This is a genomic window from Paenibacillus marinisediminis, assembly GCF_054343325.1.
In genome coordinates this window covers 57,651-74,390 of sequence record NZ_JBTGUH010000007.1, presented here as the reverse complement: position 1 = coordinate 74,390, position 16,740 = coordinate 57,651, and the positions used below count along the sequence as shown (strand labels likewise).

Genomic DNA, 16,740 nt, shown 5'->3' with positions numbered 1-16,740 from the left:
CTACATTCTTATCCGATTATATACACGAGCACGATCGTCTACGAACAGCTCGGAATGATATTCAACATGATCGATCTCGCAGCCTGGTCCAATCGTGACGCTGTTGCCTCGTACGGTCTTGGCCTTCGTATTCTCCAGCGCAATGCGATCACCTTCGACCGTGTCGACCAGCAGCTGAGGATTACCAAATACCGACGAGATCATCTTGTTCATGATGTCATGCTTCTGCTTGCCTCGTTTTACCACTATGCTTTCTCCGCCCATACTGCCCACCTTGCACTTGGCAACAAACTCGAGATAGATCTTCTCCGCGTTAAGCAAGCCGAATATATCGACCTTTCCATGAGCTACAAATTCCTCCGCCTGACAATCTCCATCAACGGAAATTGCGCCATTCACTTCAATCTTCTCAGCAGAAGTTCTCTCTTCCATCGTTGCGCTGCCATCAATACGAATCTGCTCCGCTTGAACGGCATGCATGAACTTGCATAGTCCCTGTACGTGGATGGACTTCGCTGCTATATTGCCCTTCACTTTGCCCTTGCCGTTGCATTCAAACAGATTGCATGTGACATCGCCGGTTACTTCCGCAACTCCATCAATCGTCACGCGATTAAATTCGCCGCCATATATCTTCCCGATCCCGCTGATCGTGTTATCTCCCAACATATGATCCGTCATATGAACTCCTCCACTTTAAGTAAGTTTTGCTTTCAATTGTTCCAGGCACCCTGACACAGATAGCTGAGCGATTACTTGCGCAGCGCTGTCTACGTACAGCTCATGGGGACTAGAGATGAGCATGAATGTTGTTACATTCAGCTTACGAATGATAAGGAGATCGCATGCCTTCCCTTGAAAATGGGTGTACTTCTCATTGAGAAACAGGAGCAGATCGCGGCCTTCCGTCAGATCAACGGCATCCATCGCCAATACCTGATCAAGCAAATACATGTAAATAACCTTTTCAAAGGTAAATGCCTCTGCATCACCCATCTGCGAGATATAAAGATCAAGCGCTCTAGGCGATATAATCTCTCGCTGAATGAGATCTGACTTATGCTGTGCGGTGTTAATGGGACTCAAGGAAAACACAGCAGCCAGCTCATCGAGTGACAAGCTGTCCTTCATGCTGACAATCTTATCTATGCGTTCTAATATCTTGCGTTTTGGAAAATACGTTTCTTGCCCTGTGAACGTCGACTTCCGAATAAACCAATCATCCGGAATGATGTCCTTGCGCTTCCAGCGATATAATTGACCGTACGAGATTCCTGTCAGCTCGAGCAATTCCTTCTTGGATATTAACGGTTCTTCCATCTTCATGCACCTCCTCACTCTTGAGTGCAACATTGTTATGCATACATCGTAACATTGTTACACCGATAGTGCAACAGTGTTTTATCCATAGTATGCGTCTTTCTCATCGTAAACAATAAAAGGGATGATCGACCGTTCGATCATCCCTGCTTATAGCTCGATAGTCAGCCTCAGAGCCCAAGCGACTGCTTATGTGCTTGCCGTTTATCCATTCTGCGAGTAAGCAAGATAAGCACAATCAATTCGCCTAACGTTCCAATAGATTGCGTTAAAGCGCCCAGCACACCGTTCCACTGCGGTACTGCGACAATCAATAGGAGCATAACGGAGATCGTGACCGTCACGTTGCCGATCTGCGAATACATCATCAAGCGCGTCTCTTTGCGAAGCATAACCAAGCCATTGAAATAGTCCACCCAAGGAAATACGAGCGCCAATATTACAAATATGCCAAGCACGCGCAGGCTCTCCTCCAGCAATCTGCCATTGCTTCCGATAATGCTGCCTACGAGCCATTCTCCTATCGGTGTGAAGGCAACCAAGCTGATCAGAACGGCTGGTATCGCATGGAACATAAGTCCAAACCGCCTTACAGCTCTAGGATCCTTCTCATAGAAATTAAGCACAATCTGATGCACATACCCGAAGAATGTGATAATCACGTATGTAATACTTAGTGCGACAGAATACGATGAGATCGCAAGCTCAATATCCGCAGTCTTGCCGAGCAAGGCATTAATGAACGGACCGATAATGACGGAGATAAATGACGTTACCAAGAGTGGACGGTAAAATGGAAATACATCCTTCATTGTTCGCACCTTAGATTGCATGGAGCGTTCTGGAATATGTCGGAGTATTCTCCGCCCCTCGAATATGCTGACGATGGCTTCGATCATCATCCCCACGAGAAAGATAACTGCTCCTGTGTACGCGCCGATCGTTATATTTCCGTTCATAAAGACTAGCGCCGCCGCATACATTCCCGCGATTCGTATGATCATCCCGATCGTCAGCCACTTCGTCTGCATATTGCGAATGATGATTCCATGATACAGGCATCTTATCGCCGAGAATATCGTGACAAAGATTAATATTGAATACGAGCTCAGCACCTCGACCATCAGTGCTTCGTCTACATTAAATACAGTGCTTATGACTCTATGTCCCAATGGAGTATAAGAGATAAACAATCCGACCACCATCGTAACGAGTAGGATGATACCGGCAATCTTGCCCACGGATCGGAAGGCTGTCCGATCTTCCGCAAGCGCAGAGCAAGTCTGGCGCAGAAACACGGCCGGACGTTCCGTGATCGTAAATAGGCTTGAAGCAATGGAATAACCAGCTATCGTTATTTCAGGGCTCGGGGCATGCGCCAACGTACTATTAATAATGAGATGCGATAAGGACACGAGGCTGGCCGATATGCCGAGCGGTATAAAAAACGCCATGATTTGCTTCAAAGGTACTGTCGTTCTCTGATGAACGCTATCCACATAATCGTTCCCGACCCGTGTCATGATGCCACATTCCTTTCAGATGATGTAAGATGTTAATTATATTATCTCTGTTTCCCATCTATTTACAATATAAAGTTTGAAAAGCTGCCTACCATAAAAAACAGCAGCTCAGGGCAATTACACCCTTAAACTGCTGTTCCTCAGTTAACATCTATTTGACTTTTATTTTCTATAAATATACGCGTTTGTTCGTTTTGCCTGATTCATAGATGCCTGCGACAAGCTTCTGTGTTTTAATCGCTTCATACCCATCAATCGCTGCCTTCTTACCTGTATCAATCGAATGATAGAAGTCCTTAATCTGCTTGCTGTGGCTAATGCCCCAGTACTGCTTCACGCCTGCGCCATAATCCATAGTCTCGTTCGGGTCCTTATCAGCGGATAGTGTAGTTCCATTGTGATATTCAACCGTTCCACGGTCACCATAGACTCTGGCATAACCGTTCTCGCAGTGCAATTCTATTTCCACCGGCGCGTCGCAGCTGTGATAGGTCATCGTATAGAACGAGGCGGCCACACCATTTTTAAAGGAAATGATCCCTTCTGCACAGTCTTCCACTTCTATATGCTCATGGGTGCGATTGGAGATATTGGCGCTGACGAAGTCGAGCTCATCATCGACGAACCATCTCATCAGGTCTAGTGTATGTATAGACTGGTTTATAATGACGCCGCCGCCTTCTTGCTCCCATGTCCCTCTCCAGTCATCCTGGCTGTAATATTCATCCGTACGCTTCCACGTTACAGAGCATCTGGCGCCTAAGACCTGCCCCAATCGACCAGATTCCAGTTCCTTCTTAATAAGCAGCGAGCCTGGGTTATATCGATTCTGGAAGATGACTCCGAACGTGACGTTATGATCTTCACATGCTTGAATCATTGCTTCTGCATCTTCAACCGTGATACTCATCGGCTTCTCGGTTATGACATGCTTGCCTGCTCTAGCAGCGGCGATGACCATCGGAGCATGTAAATAATGCGGGGTGCATACGTGAACAACATCGAGCTTCGCTTCTTCCAGCATCCTATTGTAATCTAAATAATAGTCACAATTGTAAGCTTGAGCTGCCGTTTTCGCGCGTTCCTCGATCACATCGCAGACTGCAACCACTTCAGCCGCTCCACTAAGCTGCACTGAAGCCGCATGCATCGGAAATATATTGCCACAACCGATTATGCCTACCCTCTTCTTCCTCATGCTCAATCATTCTCCTTTACGCTGGTACATGAATGCTCTTCATTGGCAAGTGTACAAGAGTTCCTATTGAACTTCAATCCCCTAGAGCCAGAGTATGAAAAGAGGATTGTACGCCTCTTATCATGCCATGCATATGCACATATACCGTACACTAAAGTGAAAGACTATTCCTCGAACGGAAGATTTCCTCTGTTTACAGGTTGATCTTCAAAGTTAAATATTTAATAATAAAACTATTGGAATTCAGCAAGTCCTTAACCAAAGGAGAAGGTGTTTAAGATCGGTATTATTGTAGTGGAAATATGTACGAATAACTGGCTTGCGGGATATCATTTGGAGGAACTGGAGCTGAAGTATCCGGAAGTTGCTGTATTAAGAACTGAATGTCTTGGCTTCTGCGGGCTATGCAAGATGCGCCCCTACGCGATCGTCAATGGCAAACGGATCAGCGGAAAAACGATAGAAGAGTGTGTTGAGCTTATTAAAGCGGCTATCGAAGCAGAGTTGGCGGCTCTTAATGAGGTATAAGATGCCAGATACGAGCCATATATATGAGGTATATGAGCTTCACGATATTCACATAAGATTCTATCGTTTGACCCTTATGATAAGATCTGTTGACTATACATTTCATAGCTATTTTATTGACTAAAATTTTGCTTTTGATTACACTGAAGTCATACCATATTTTTCAAGATGGTATGATTATAATACCTTATACTCCAGTATAAGAATGAATTCACATCATCCCCGCTTCATTACTTGAAGTGCATGAACTGCAGGTGAACCTAATGCAAACAGAACGCATTCAGAAAGCTATCGCTCAACTAATTGACGAAGAATACGAGAAGCCCCTTGTTGATATCGGGCTGATTCGTGACGTCTTGATACGTGAGCAGTCTGTTGCACTGACGATGCTTATGAAGGAAGAAGACAGTGACAAGCAGGCAGCTTACCGCTCAGCTATCACGGATGCTCTGAACAGAGTTGACGTACAGGATGTGCATGTCCGCATCAAGCTGATCACGAAGGATGAGAAGGACCGAATCGTTGCAAGCAGGCTCACACCGATTGCGACGCCTCCTAAACCTGTTCAGAAGCAATCGCCTCTGCTTAATCCGGAATCAGGAGTTCAATTTCTATCGATTGCAAGCGGCAAAGGTGGCGTTGGCAAATCCACGGTAACGGTTAATCTTGCGTTAGCTTTGCACCGAGCAGGCAAACGAGTCGGCATCATCGATGCAGACATTTACGGCTTCAGCATTCCAGACATGCTGGGCATCACGGAGAAGCCTATGAAAGAGAACAATCGAATTGTGCCGGTGGAACGCATGGGAGTACACGTTATCTCAACAGGATTCTTTGTTGACTCCAACAGTCCCGTCATCTGGCGCGGACCATTACTAGGCAAGATGCTCTCCACTTTCTTGAATGAAGTAGAATGGCCTGCACTTGATTATATATTAATAGATTTACCGCCAGGTACAGGTGATATTCCGCTATATGTGCATCAGAACATACCACAATGCTCTGAGATCATTGTAACCACGCCGCACTCTACAGCTAGCTTTGTTGCTGCCCGTGCAGGCGCAATGGCTCAGAAGACGAATCATCACATCTTGGGAGTCGTTGAGAATATGGCTTACTTTGAGGATGATTGCGGGAAGAGGCATTACCTCTTCGGCCAGGGCGGCGGTACTCAATTATCTGAGCAATTGCAGACGAAGCTGCTCGCTCAGATACCGATCTCCGCACCTGATACGAACGTTGCTGAAGCTGAGTTTATCCCATCTGTGTATGAATCCGATACTCGAAACGGAGTCATATACGAGGAATTGGCACAGCAAATTATACATCATTTTTAGTACTACAAATATTTTGAAAAGGGACTGAGGAGACATGGCATTTGTTATTACTGCAGGTTGCCAAGATGAAAAAGCTGCGGATTGCGTAGATGTATGTCCGGTTAGCTGTATCGAAGAAGGTCCGGATCAATTCTATATCGATGCTGACACTTGCATCGATTGCGGCGCTTGCGAAGCCGCTTGTCCGGTAGGCGCAATTGCTTGGGAAGATGATCTGAAGGATGACGAGAAGATCTTCATTCAAAAAGCACGTGACTTTTTTGCTTCAAAATAAGCACTTATACGTTGAAACGACAAGGGGCTTGCCTATAAGTAGCCATTCTACTTATAGGGCAAGCCCCTTCTTCATTGCTATGCATCATGAAGTCATCAATCGTGTCTGCATGAATACCAGCTCATGCGCAAGCTTGTCGATACGCTGCAGCACCTCTGGATCAACAATTTCTCTCTGCTCATTAAAGTGTGAATCGTGCAAATATACATAGCTCGGCGCTACGAAAGCTCGGAAGAAGCCCGCAATCGGCTTCAACTGGTTCTCGATCACAAGATAGTGCTGATACGTTCCCCCATTGGCCAAGAAACCGATCACTTTATTTTGAAATGCGGATACTGGCACCAGATCAAACAAATTTTTGAGTACACCAGTCATAGATGCTTGGTATATAGGCGTCCCGATCAGGTAGAAATCCGCTGAGCTCACCTTCTCAATGACCGTCTGGGTATCCCCTGTGTACGTAGATGGATTGCGACCATCGCAAAATTGAACATCATAATCCTTCATATCCAACAATTCCACTTCAATATCGGGATAGTTGCTGCGCACAACATCAAGTGTACTCTGAATGCCAATTCGTGTCTTCGAGCCTGCAATCGCTCCTGAAATACCGAGTAGTTTCATGTTCTCTCTCCTGCACTATAGTATAATTATTATACATTTATATATAATAATTATCTGCTTGCTACTAAGTTTTGTCAATATGATACCACAATAGGTACTAAACTATTTATACATATATGTTGACTTTGTAACATTTGCTTCATACAATGAAATGTATAATTTCCACATGTTTAGAGTACAAGCATACACGATCATGTGAACTAGTGAGGTGATTGGTTGTGCAGCAGCCATCTGGCTCTTCCACTCGCAAGCAAGTCATGCAACTTCTCAAGACGAATGGAGAACTTAGCGCTAAAGATCTAACAGCTAAGCTGGGCATAACAGGCATGGCAGTTCGGCGTCATCTCGACGCTTTAGAGCGGGACGGATTAATTGAGTTTCGCACAATCCGTCAGCCTATGGGTCGACCAACCGCCTTATACCGCTTGACCGAGCTTGCAGAGAGTCATTTCCCGAAAAATTATCATACCGTCGCGCTTGATCTGCTTGGCGAGCTAGAGGGTGAAGCCGGTGAAGGCATGGTGAACCGTCTATTTGACCTCCGCAAGGAAACACTCCAGCATAAATATGCAGAAGCATTAGAGAATAAAGGATTGCACGAGAAAGTTCAGACATTAGCCGAGATACAAAATGAGAACGGTTATATGGTAGAGCTCCAACAGGAGAGCGACGATACATTCTTATTAAAAGAGCATAATTGTCCAATCGCGCAGATCGCCAATCATTATAATCATGCCTGCCAGTGTGAACTCAATCTGTTTGAGAGCTTGTTGAACGCTAATGTTCACCGAACGGAGTGTCTTGCTAAGGGAGATAATAAGTGCGTATATGTCATTAAGAAAAAAGATGATCTGAACTCGTAATTACATACAAAGCGCCGACTCACGAGTCGGCGCTTTGTTCATTTCCATCATACTTTTATTCGCAGTATACCGATAACACCATCAGCTATTCCAACTTCTGATTGCACGGGGAGTATCAAGAATCTATCAAACAGCCGTTTCCCTCGATTTCCCAGCTGCTAAATTTTATTTAAGCTTTCTATGTACGATTTATCGTACATGCCCCCTCTTCAAGTGCATACCATTCCAAAAAAACCTTGATACAATCAGCTTTTTTCGCATTATCACACGATTTTCGACAGTCGCTGACAATACCTTTTGGTCTTCAGCATGAAAAGAAACAACTCTAGCAAACAATCGACAAGATCTCATATTATTCGTATAATGGTGTCTAGTTGAATACTTCAATATTGGCGGTGAAACTATTGATTTATGCATTGGCTTTTCTTATTTCATTTATAATAGTATATTTATTGATCCCACCATTAGGGAGAATAGCATTCCGTCTTGACTTTGTGGATAAGCCTAGGAAAGATGCTGAGCGCAAGATTCATCGAGAACCGATCCCGCTGACAGCGAGCTATGCGATATTTGCTGGATTCTTTGCGACTTATCTGCTGCTGACTCGTGAATTTACGCTTGAAACCGCGGCTCTATTCTTCGGAGGAATTCTGCTGCTGACGATCGGCACATTGGACGATTGGTATAAGACGAAGGGCAAAGACTTTCCAGCCCTGCCTAAACTGATCGTTCAAGTATCCGCAGCAGTTCTCGTATTCGCTTCTGGCGTCGCATTTACAGGTTTCTTCAACCCGTTCACGGAAACTTATATATTGCTGCCGGTGTGGCTGCAATTCATTCTAACGATTCTATGGATATTCGGGGTAACCACAGTTATCAATTTTACAGACGGCATGGATGGACTTGCAGGTGGTTTGTCCGCTATATCAGCGGCAACCTTGTTTATCGTCGCTCTCGTGATGGGACAAACGAATTCTGCCATCATGGCGATCATCTTAGTCGGTGTGACGGTCGCTTATCTGCGATATAATCGAGCGCCAGCGAGGATCTTCATGGGAGATGCCGGTGCAACCTTTATCGGCTTCATCCTAGCTGTTATCGCACTCGACGGCGCGTTCAAGCAAGCGACGGTATTGTCGCTGTTCATTCCGATTCTTGCGCTCGGCGTACCGATTTTCGATAACATCTTTGTCGTGATCCGCCGCCTAATGCAAGGCAAAGCGATCTATCAGGCTGACGCGAGTCAAGCCCACTACCGCTTGCTGCGCGCTGGTTTGAGCCAGAAGCAGGTCGTGATGTTCCTGTATCTGATCGGAACGTGCTTCTCGTTGTCCTCGATCATCTTATTACTGCTGCAGGTTTAGGTGATCTGGCTCATTTGGCACAATTGAACCAGAATAACAATAAGGATAGTGAATTCAGAATGACTTCTGATTCCTATCCTTTTTTTGTTTGGATTGTGGTGTACTTTATTCTATGCCTAGGTCTTCTCATAAGTTAGACTCTCTTATCTCTTGGAATCCCGCCATTTTTTTAAACGAAAATATGTGCTATGCTCAGAATTGGCGGATAATAAATAGGCATTATCCAGTTATAGCTGCCGTCTGCCTGCAGATTATCCCAGTCCTACCGTACCGTCATCTGCCTCCTGCAGTCTCCACTGTCCGCTGTAACGGTGTAAAAACCTGTTAGCTCGCTCTGGACTTCCCACCCGTGCATGGCCGCGACTCTGTAACATGGTAATTCCCCGTTATCTCACCTAAACTGCGAGTCTCGCCCGCTGTAACGGGGAAATAACCTGTTAGCTCGCTCTGGCCTCTCCCTTCTCTGCAGTGTCTCGACTCTGTAACACGGTTATTCCCCGTTATCTCACCTAAACGGCGAGTTTCGCCTGCTGTAACGGGGAAATAACCTGTTTCTCATTGATAATTCAAGCGTTTTAGCCACTCTCTTCGGAGTCCCAAAGCAATTCAAAGGTGAATCCTTTCAAATCATTTGCCTCGACCGCCTCTTTAAAAGAGTCTGTGACAAATACACGTAGTCAATTAACTTATCTATCTCGAACATTTACTTGCATAGATGTTTATCAATCCATTCCTTTGACTTTTCGAGCATCCTGATTGTAACATGATGGTTCACATTAGAATACTCAACTAATTGCAAGTAATCTGAAGGTATATTGTATTTAGACATTGTCTTCGTAAAATACCTTTGACTTTCGATAGGTATTGTTGTGTCTTCCTTGCCATGAAGTAGCAGCATTCCTCTATTACAATCCAATTTTAAGTGCGACGCAGGGTCATGTTCTTCTAAGGTACGTCTTTCATTTGAAGTCATTGGACTCCTTTCGTCTTTTTCACGAAGTAACTCTTCAACTTTAACCCATGCACAAGAACCGTTGATAACAATAGAAGCTTGTAAACGAGGGTTTTTCGAGAAAACTCCTGCGGATATAAAGCCGCCTGTTGAGTGTCCAACAACCCCAATATTTTCATCCATCCTGGTCAATTCAGACACTATTACATCTGCTTCCCTAACGCCTTGTAAAATGACTTTCCAAAAATATTTTTGCAAAACTAACGTATCCAAATAATCAATATTCCCTCTTTCACCGTGATACGGTAGTTCAGGAACAATAACCTTATATCCCCAATTTGAAATTAACGATGCAAAGAAAGAATAATCATTTATATTTGACACCCATCCGTGATACAAAAGTATAGTACCTTTGGGTTTCATTGAAGGATTTACTTGTAAACATGGAATACCACAAATGTTTGTTTGGAAACTCATCGTCTACTTCCTTTACCTTTTTTGGTATAAGACCAACATATTCTTCTAATTCGATGAAGTATTCTCATGTTCCTTGCTGTCAATTTAACGCAACCACGCTAAATAAATTCCAAACAGGGCCGACTCCGCCTCCGCGAAGTCAGCCCTGCTCAGATCAGGTACTTATTTGTTTTCCGCTTTCCAAGCATCTAACTGCTTTTGCTTCTCCGCCATAATCGTGTCGGCACCTGCCTGCTGCAATTTATCCAAGAATTGTGGCAAGTACTTCTCAGGATCTACAGAACCGCTGGAAAGTGCATAATAAAGCTCATCTATAACCGCATCCACGTTCGCTTTCTCCGTCTTGACTGGCGTAAAATCGAATACAAATCCGAGCGCGTTGGATGGCGTCGCGTTTTTGTTCAGCTCGATCCACATATTCGTGAACTTGTTGTCAACCTCTCCACCTTTTGGATCTCCTTCGAATAAATAGGTTAGTGACATGTTGCCGAATTCCCATGGGGCAAAAATTTGGTAACCGCCATCTTTATTCGTCTCGATCCGGTTGTCTGCGACTTTCTTGTAATGCTTGCCTTCAACTCCCCATACCAGCGTATTGTAAATTTCCTTGTCCGTATTCAGCAAATTGAGAAACATCATCGCTCTCTCCTTGTTCGGGGAGCTGGCGGAAATCGCCGTTATGGTCGCGGCCGCCTTATCGGTCGTCAGCAACGGCTTCACGAATTGGAAATCATAAGAAGGCGCATCTGGATTGAAGTTGGACATTCTGCCCGACGCTTCCATGCCGGCTTGCTCGAAGGCCAAGGTGTCGATATCGATCTGACCTATCGTAAGCGCGTTCTTTCCAGCCTTTTGGTCCGCTAAATTCTCTTTTAAGGTTAACGCGTCTTTCCTTAAATATCCCTTGCTGAACCAGTCTCTCATCATGGTTAAGTAGGCTTTGAATTCCGGGGTCGCGTACTGGTTCACAACCTTGCTGCCGTCATTTAAGTAAATATCTCCCGGAGTCTTAGAATCGCCTAACGCTTCCAGTCCGAACATCGGCGGAGCGGTTAAGAAGGGATCGCTATTCTGCGCATAACCCCAAGGGATTAGATTCGGCTCATTCTTCTTTACTGCTTCTAGGAAAGGTGTCAAATCCGATAATTGCTTAACCGATTTCCAGTCAAGTTGATACTTGTCCGCTACGGCTTTCTGGATCAAATAACCGTATCCGGCAGTCGACTGCTGAAACACGGGAACGCCGTAAATTTTCCCTTTTACTTTCACAGCATCCCAGAACATGTTGGGAATTCCTTGCTTCGTTTCGGGAGCGTATTTGTCGATTAATTCATCCAGGGGTGCGTACGCTCCGTTCGCCACGTTCTGGAAATAGTTATTGAACCCTGCGGCAGTCCAGGCTAGATCGAATGATTCGCCTGAACCCATCATGACTTTCATTTTTTCCTCATACGCGCCCCAATCAATCAACTTGAGACGAATCGTGGCATTGATTTTTGGCTGAACGAGCTTGTTCAGAGCATCCTCAACGGTCTGCAAATCTTTCTGCGGCGAGTTCGGGAAGTAATACGTCAGCTCTACCGGCTCCAACGTATCCGAAGAAGTCTTTTCATCCTCTACCGCCTTAGTATCTGCCGGCGGAGTCGTGCTCGGTGAAGCCGAGTCGTTCGACTTGCCTGAACCGCAGCCTGCGAGCATAATCGCAAATGCGACTATAAAGATCAATACCTTTTTCGTTTTCGCCATGTCTGCCAAGACCTCCATTTTTATATTCTATACGGGACGATGCCCGGTAAAGCCTCTATCAAGATTTCACTGCACCGAGTGTAAGCCCTTTAGCGAAATATTTCTGCAGGAAGGGGTATGTGAGCACAATCGGCCCTACTGCCAAGACGCATGTCGCCATCCTGGCCGTCTCATCTGGCTGCATTGCGGCTGCCTGAGTGGTCAAGGCATTTCCTTGGAGGAACGCGATATTGTTCATGATGGATTGCAAGAGAAACTGCAGCGTGTACAATTTGCTATTCTCTATGAAAAGGGCGGCTGTAAACCAATCGTTCCAGTAAAACACCGCGACGAATAGGCCGATTGTTGCCAGCACTGGCGTAGACAAGGGAATAACCAGTTTGACAAACGTGTTGAATTCACCTGAACCGTCGATTCTTGCGGATTCGATGATCGATTCCGGGATCGTCCTGAAAAAATTTCTCATGATCAAGACATTAATTGATGAAACCAAGTAAGGCACGATCAGCACGAAGATTGTATCTTTCAAATGAAGGTATTTCGAGAGCAGAATATACCAAGGAACCAATCCTCCGTTGAACAGCAGGCAAAACACGACCAGAAAAGAGACGATGTTCCGGTACTTGACCTCGTTTCTGGAAAGGCTGTAAGCGAACAACGAAGAGATGATCAGATGCAGCAGCGTGCCAGTCAAGGTAACTATAATGGTAACTCCGTACGCTTGAAGAATCGGGGAATTCCCCATCAAAATATAGCGATAAGCTTCAAGGCTGAACTTCTCTGGAATGATGTTGTAACCGGACTGGAAGATAGATTGTTCATCGGTTAAGGAAACGGACAAGACAACTAGAAGCGGAATCAAGCAGATTACGGAATATACCATGAAGATCAAATTGAGTACGATTCTTGAAACATTCATTCGATTCATCTCTTCATCCTCCTAGAACAAAGCGCTGTCTCGGTCATATCGCCGAATCAAATAGTTTGACGCCACGACAAGAACGAACCCTACGCAGGACTGGTATAATCCGACAGCCGAGGACATGCCGAAATCGCCCATCGTTTTTAGTGCCCGATATACATAGGTATCGATTACGTTGGTAGAGCTGAACAACACGCCCGATTCCTTGGGTAGGTTATAAAACATGCCCCAATCTCCGAATGCGGCATAAAAAATTTTACCCGTTTGCAAGAGAACGAGCGTAATGGCGATCGGAGCAAGCATCGGAATCGTGATTCGGATCGCTTGCTGAAACTTGTTCGCACCATCCATTTTTGCCGCTTCGTAATATTCCGTGGAAATCGCGGAGATACCTGCTGCGAAAATAACCGAGAAATACCCCACGTTTTTCCATACGTACGCAGCCGGCAAAATAAACCGCCAATATATCGGTTCCGTATACCACTGAACAGGCTCTATTCCGATATATTGAAGAAGCTGGTTCAGCATCCCTCTATCTACGCTGAGGAAGGAAAATAACAAATATTCGGCAACGACCCAAGACAACAAATAAGGAAGCAGCAAAATACTTTTGTACGCTCCGCCAAGAAAGCGGTTACCGACTTCATCGATCAAGATGGCGAACACGAGCGCCAGGCCGATGCCAAGAATGATGAAAATGACGTTGTAGAAGAGCGTATTGAACGTAATTTGAAAAAACGCATCCGATTTGAATAGAAACTCGAAATTTTTAAAGCCGATCCACGGACTCCCGAATATGCCTTTCATTGGGTTGTATTGCTCGAACGCAATCAAGACTCCGAACATCGGCAAGTAATAAATTACGAGAATGAAGATCAGCCCGGGAAGCATCATGGCATAGAAAGTTCTGTTTTTCATGATTTCACTAAAAAAAGGTATTTTTCGGCGAACGCTGACTCTTGGGGTTTCGGATTTCATCGTTACAGATCTCATCGGTGATCTCCTCGATTTCGATTTGGTATATGGTCATCCTAATTTCACGACGCCAAAAAAGAAACCACAACATTCGAACGAAACTCCATTTTTTGAATCATGCCGCTCTAAGAAAAATGAGAATTCTCTAAAATTTGATGTTATTAACAGCAAAGAGGATATTTCCGTTCCTTTTTAATTCGCAATCCGATACAATAAACATTATATTCCATTTATGTTCAGATAAAGAGAGGGTCGAATGCATTGAATGGGAAAGCTTCCTTTATAAGCCGCACAAGCATGTATACGAGACTACTCATCTCCTTCGTGGCGATTATCATCAGCTTGATCCTGATCCTTTCTTTCAGGTTGTATTACAATTACAACTCTTCATCCATCTCCATGCTGAAAGAAATGAAAGCCGATATTTTATCCAAAACGAGCTACAGTGCCATATTCATGGACAACATCTCAAGGAAATTTAGCCAATCGCTCTCGCTGAGCAATCCTATTATTGCTTTCGCCAACAGCAACACCGAAGATATCCTGAACATAAGTAAGGCGATTCGAACGTTGAGCGCCCTGGCCATTCCAAACACGTATATCCAATCCGCCTACATCTATAACAAAAAAATCGATACGATCATTGCCACCCCGTCGGACACGTTTTACAACAGCTCCGACTTCTTCGACCAAGAAATCATTGAGATGCTGAACGGCTCACAAAGCAGCAAAATTCCAAATCTTTACCCGATTCCAAGGAAAGCCTCCATGCCCGAGGGATCAACCAAGCAATTCGCCAACGTTTACACGTATATCTTGTTCGATGCAAACGATAATCGGGAAACGTTCAACAGCGCGATCGTATTGAATGTCGACGCCGATTGGCTGAGGCTCACGATTTCCTCCATCGACTCCAAAATGGGCAGCGAAGGCAGCGAGTTTTTGGTCGTCAATGAAAGCGGTCTCATCGTCAGTCACCCGTCGCCGGACATGTTCATGGAAAGTATAGCGGATCAAAACTACTTCAAAAAAATTCAGGTTTCCAAGGATGCTTCCGGTACGTTTTTCGAAAATCTCGACCACAAGAAATACGTCATTTCCTATGATAATACCCAAGCTCTTGGATGGACGTTCCTTAGCATCACGCCGTACGAAACCGTCTTTGCGAGCGTGCAAAAAAATCGAACCATTACCGTCGTGTTTTGTTTGATCGTCCTGCTTCTGGGCTTGTTTTTCGCTTATCTCGCATCCAAAAAGCTTTATCATCCGATCGGCGCGCTTACGAACGGCATCAAGCAAAGACTGAACCCAGATGGCAAACCGGACGGCAGCATGGATGAGGTAGGCTTTCTCGCCAGCGCGTTCAGCGGCATCATAGATAAAGTGGCTTATTTGGAAAGCATGAATCGAAACAGCGCCCCCCTCTTGAAGAACGAGTATTTGAAAAACGTACTGAGCGGCCAGAGCAATATTCCGAACTTCAAGTCCGGCGTTCCAAAAAAAGAGCACAATATCGAAGTTGATTTTGCAAGCCGTCTGTTTATTTACGCATTAAAAATCGACTACCACAAACAGTTCGTTGACAAACACAATGAGAAGGACAGAGCCCTATATAAATACGCGATCGCTAATATCGCCAAAGAACTTACTTCCGTTTATTGCCGAAACGAAGTGATCGTGAACGATTCCGACCAGTTTATAGTTCTGGCGGACCTGCATGAGCGGCCTTTCGACCCAAAGCTGTTGTACGAAACGTTCCACGCCATCGTTTCCGACATTCAAATTCAGGTTCAACAGCATTTGAACATTTCGATATCCGGAACGCTGGGCTACGTGATTGAATCATCCGAACATATCAAAAACATATACGAGGATACGCTTAGCCTGTCGATGTACCGGATCAAATATGGGCACCTCAGCATTCTCACGCCGGATATATTGCTCAATGTCGATGGCAGCCACTTCGTCTTTCCAACGTCCAAAGAGAAACAGCTGATCGACTTTTTGAAATTGGGTAAAGGCGACGCGGCGAAAGACAAATATAAGGAAATCATCCAAGCGATCGAGAGTTCCACCTATGACAACATCATGTCTTCGATCATCTATTTGTTTTATTCGATTTACAATTCTTTGCATCATATCGTGGATGGTACGCCATCCAAGCTGAATTACATCTCTATCGATTTTCTCGGCAAAGTAACCGGCATGGAAACGCTGAAGGAAATCGAACATGCGTTTTTCGGCTTGATCGATGAAATCATCCATTTGAAAAGCGGGTCCAAAAGCAAGAAAAAAAATGAGATCGTCGACGCCGTCATTGAGCTCATCCATACCCATTATGCGGATAAAAACCTCTCGCTTGCCCATTGTGCGGAAGCCTTGTCTTTATCGTCCGTTTATCTTGGTAAGCTGTTTAAGCAAACAACAGGCAAATCCGTGGCCGAATACATCTCGACGGTCCGCATGGAGCAGATCAAATATTATCTAGAAAACAGCAGCATGCCCATCCACGATATTTTGGAAAACTGCGGCATGGAAAAGTCGAATTATTTCTATACGACCTTTAAAAAGTATTTTGGCGTCTCGCTAACGGAATACAGACTAAAGGCTGTTAAGACCAGAGACGAATAGTGCGTA

At 44.8% G+C, this 16,740-nt stretch carries 16 protein-coding genes; 7 read left to right on the top strand and 9 right to left on the bottom strand.

Annotated elements, in window-relative coordinates:
• The 4 genes from ACXX53_RS16085 to ACXX53_RS16070 all read right to left on the bottom strand — a co-directional run bounded on the left by ACXX53_RS16085 (position 1) and on the right by ACXX53_RS16070 (position 4,041).
• Positions 1-681 carry a hypothetical protein gene (locus tag ACXX53_RS16085; RefSeq protein ID WP_458569683.1) on the bottom strand — a complete coding sequence of 227 codons (681 nt, stop codon included), beginning with the start codon at positions 679-681 and terminating at the stop codon, positions 1-3.
• Positions 682-696: 15 nt separating this feature from the next.
• The gene (locus ACXX53_RS16080; protein ID WP_458569682.1) at positions 697-1,320 is read right to left on the bottom strand and encodes a YhbD family protein; all 624 of its coding nucleotides are present in this window, start codon (positions 1,318-1,320) and stop codon (positions 697-699) included.
• A gap of 170 nt (positions 1,321-1,490) precedes the next feature.
• Positions 1,491-2,843, bottom strand: coding sequence for a multi antimicrobial extrusion protein MatE (locus ACXX53_RS16075; RefSeq protein ID WP_458569681.1), 1,353 nt, complete (start codon positions 2,841-2,843; stop codon positions 1,491-1,493).
• A gap of 169 nt (positions 2,844-3,012) precedes the next feature.
• On the bottom strand, positions 3,013-4,041 hold the full coding sequence (locus ACXX53_RS16070; protein ID WP_458569680.1) for a Gfo/Idh/MocA family protein: 1,029 nt from the start codon (positions 4,039-4,041) through the stop codon (positions 3,013-3,015).
• A 279-nt stretch (positions 4,042-4,320) separates the two neighbouring features.
• On the opposite strand from ACXX53_RS16070, the gene ACXX53_RS16065 reads away from it, so the two are divergent.
• From ACXX53_RS16065 to ACXX53_RS16055, 3 genes are all read left to right on the top strand, one after another.
• Complete coding sequence (locus tag ACXX53_RS16065) at positions 4,321-4,569, top strand: DUF1450 domain-containing protein (RefSeq protein WP_458569826.1); 249 nt, start codon at positions 4,321-4,323, stop codon at positions 4,567-4,569.
• A 263-nt stretch (positions 4,570-4,832) separates the two neighbouring features.
• On the top strand, positions 4,833-5,906 hold the full coding sequence (locus ACXX53_RS16060; RefSeq protein ID WP_458569679.1) for an Mrp/NBP35 family ATP-binding protein: 1,074 nt from the start codon (positions 4,833-4,835) through the stop codon (positions 5,904-5,906).
• Between the two features lie 34 nt (positions 5,907-5,940).
• The gene (locus ACXX53_RS16055) at positions 5,941-6,180 is read left to right on the top strand and encodes an indolepyruvate ferredoxin oxidoreductase subunit alpha (protein WP_458569678.1); all 240 of its coding nucleotides are present in this window, start codon (positions 5,941-5,943) and stop codon (positions 6,178-6,180) included.
• 84 nt (positions 6,181-6,264) lie between these two features.
• Here ACXX53_RS16055 and ACXX53_RS16050 read toward each other — a convergent pair whose 3' ends face one another.
• Positions 6,265-6,804 (bottom strand): NADPH-dependent FMN reductase, encoded by a 540-nt coding sequence (locus ACXX53_RS16050; RefSeq protein WP_458569677.1) that lies wholly within the window; start codon positions 6,802-6,804, stop codon positions 6,265-6,267.
• A gap of 218 nt (positions 6,805-7,022) precedes the next feature.
• On the opposite strand from ACXX53_RS16050, the gene ACXX53_RS16045 reads away from it, so the two are divergent.
• Together ACXX53_RS16045 and ACXX53_RS16040 are read left to right on the top strand one after the other, a co-directional pair.
• Positions 7,023-7,667 (top strand): helix-turn-helix transcriptional regulator, encoded by a 645-nt coding sequence (locus ACXX53_RS16045; protein ID WP_458569676.1) that lies wholly within the window; start codon positions 7,023-7,025, stop codon positions 7,665-7,667.
• Between the two features lie 404 nt (positions 7,668-8,071).
• On the top strand, positions 8,072-9,031 hold the full coding sequence (locus ACXX53_RS16040; protein WP_458569825.1) for an MraY family glycosyltransferase: 960 nt from the start codon (positions 8,072-8,074) through the stop codon (positions 9,029-9,031).
• A gap of 703 nt (positions 9,032-9,734) precedes the next feature.
• Here the strand turns inward: ACXX53_RS16040 and ACXX53_RS16035 are convergent.
• From ACXX53_RS16035 to ACXX53_RS16020, 4 genes are all read right to left on the bottom strand, one after another.
• Positions 9,735-10,460, bottom strand: coding sequence for an alpha/beta hydrolase family protein (locus ACXX53_RS16035; RefSeq protein WP_458569675.1), 726 nt, complete (start codon positions 10,458-10,460; stop codon positions 9,735-9,737).
• A gap of 162 nt (positions 10,461-10,622) precedes the next feature.
• The gene (locus tag ACXX53_RS16030; RefSeq protein ID WP_458569674.1) at positions 10,623-12,206 is read right to left on the bottom strand and encodes an ABC transporter substrate-binding protein; all 1,584 of its coding nucleotides are present in this window, start codon (positions 12,204-12,206) and stop codon (positions 10,623-10,625) included.
• A 58-nt stretch (positions 12,207-12,264) separates the two neighbouring features.
• A complete protein-coding gene (locus ACXX53_RS16025; protein ID WP_458569673.1) occupies positions 12,265-13,134 on the bottom strand; it encodes a carbohydrate ABC transporter permease in 870 nt (289 codons plus the stop codon).
• 12 nt (positions 13,135-13,146) lie between these two features.
• The gene (locus tag ACXX53_RS16020) at positions 13,147-14,046 is read right to left on the bottom strand and encodes an ABC transporter permease (RefSeq protein WP_458569672.1); all 900 of its coding nucleotides are present in this window, start codon (positions 14,044-14,046) and stop codon (positions 13,147-13,149) included.
• Here ACXX53_RS16020 and ACXX53_RS16015 point away from each other — a divergent pair.
• Positions 14,045-14,299: a hypothetical protein gene (locus ACXX53_RS16015; protein WP_458569671.1), complete on the top strand. Its 255-nt coding sequence runs from the start codon at positions 14,045-14,047 to the stop codon at positions 14,297-14,299. The two genes, ACXX53_RS16020 and ACXX53_RS16015, sit on opposite strands and share 2 nt — an antisense overlap.
• Positions 14,300-14,400: 101 nt before the next feature.
• Positions 14,401-16,734 (top strand): helix-turn-helix domain-containing protein, encoded by a 2,334-nt coding sequence (locus ACXX53_RS16010; RefSeq protein ID WP_458569670.1) that lies wholly within the window; start codon positions 14,401-14,403, stop codon positions 16,732-16,734.
• Positions 16,735-16,740: the final 6 nt, after the last annotated feature.

What these genes read in the sequence shown, in the direction of transcription:
- ACXX53_RS16085 (WP_458569683.1), bottom strand. Translation starts at nt 681, where the DNA reads ATGACGGATCATATGTTGGGAGATAACACGATCAGCGGGATCGGGAAG.
- ACXX53_RS16080 (WP_458569682.1), bottom strand. Translation starts at nt 1,320, where the DNA reads ATGGAAGAACCGTTAATATCCAAGAAGGAATTGCTCGAGCTGACAGGA.
- ACXX53_RS16075 (WP_458569681.1), bottom strand. Translation starts at nt 2,843, where the DNA reads ATGACACGGGTCGGGAACGATTATGTGGATAGCGTTCATCAGAGAACG.
- ACXX53_RS16070 (WP_458569680.1), bottom strand. Translation starts at nt 4,041, where the DNA reads ATGAGGAAGAAGAGGGTAGGCATAATCGGTTGTGGCAATATATTTCCG.
- ACXX53_RS16060 (WP_458569679.1), top strand. Translation starts at nt 4,833, where the DNA reads ATGCAAACAGAACGCATTCAGAAAGCTATCGCTCAACTAATTGACGAA.
- ACXX53_RS16055 (WP_458569678.1), top strand. Translation starts at nt 5,941, where the DNA reads ATGGCATTTGTTATTACTGCAGGTTGCCAAGATGAAAAAGCTGCGGAT.
- ACXX53_RS16050 (WP_458569677.1), bottom strand. Translation starts at nt 6,804, where the DNA reads ATGAAACTACTCGGTATTTCAGGAGCGATTGCAGGCTCGAAGACACGA.
- ACXX53_RS16035 (WP_458569675.1), bottom strand. Translation starts at nt 10,460, where the DNA reads ATGAGTTTCCAAACAAACATTTGTGGTATTCCATGTTTACAAGTAAAT.
- ACXX53_RS16030 (WP_458569674.1), bottom strand. Translation starts at nt 12,206, where the DNA reads ATGGCGAAAACGAAAAAGGTATTGATCTTTATAGTCGCATTTGCGATT.
- ACXX53_RS16025 (WP_458569673.1), bottom strand. Translation starts at nt 13,134, where the DNA reads ATGAATCGAATGAATGTTTCAAGAATCGTACTCAATTTGATCTTCATG.
- ACXX53_RS16015 (WP_458569671.1), top strand. Translation starts at nt 14,045, where the DNA reads ATGATTTCACTAAAAAAAGGTATTTTTCGGCGAACGCTGACTCTTGGG.
- ACXX53_RS16020 (WP_458569672.1), bottom strand. Translation starts at nt 14,046, where the DNA reads ATGAAAAACAGAACTTTCTATGCCATGATGCTTCCCGGGCTGATCTTC.
- ACXX53_RS16010 (WP_458569670.1), top strand. Translation starts at nt 14,401, where the DNA reads ATGTATACGAGACTACTCATCTCCTTCGTGGCGATTATCATCAGCTTG.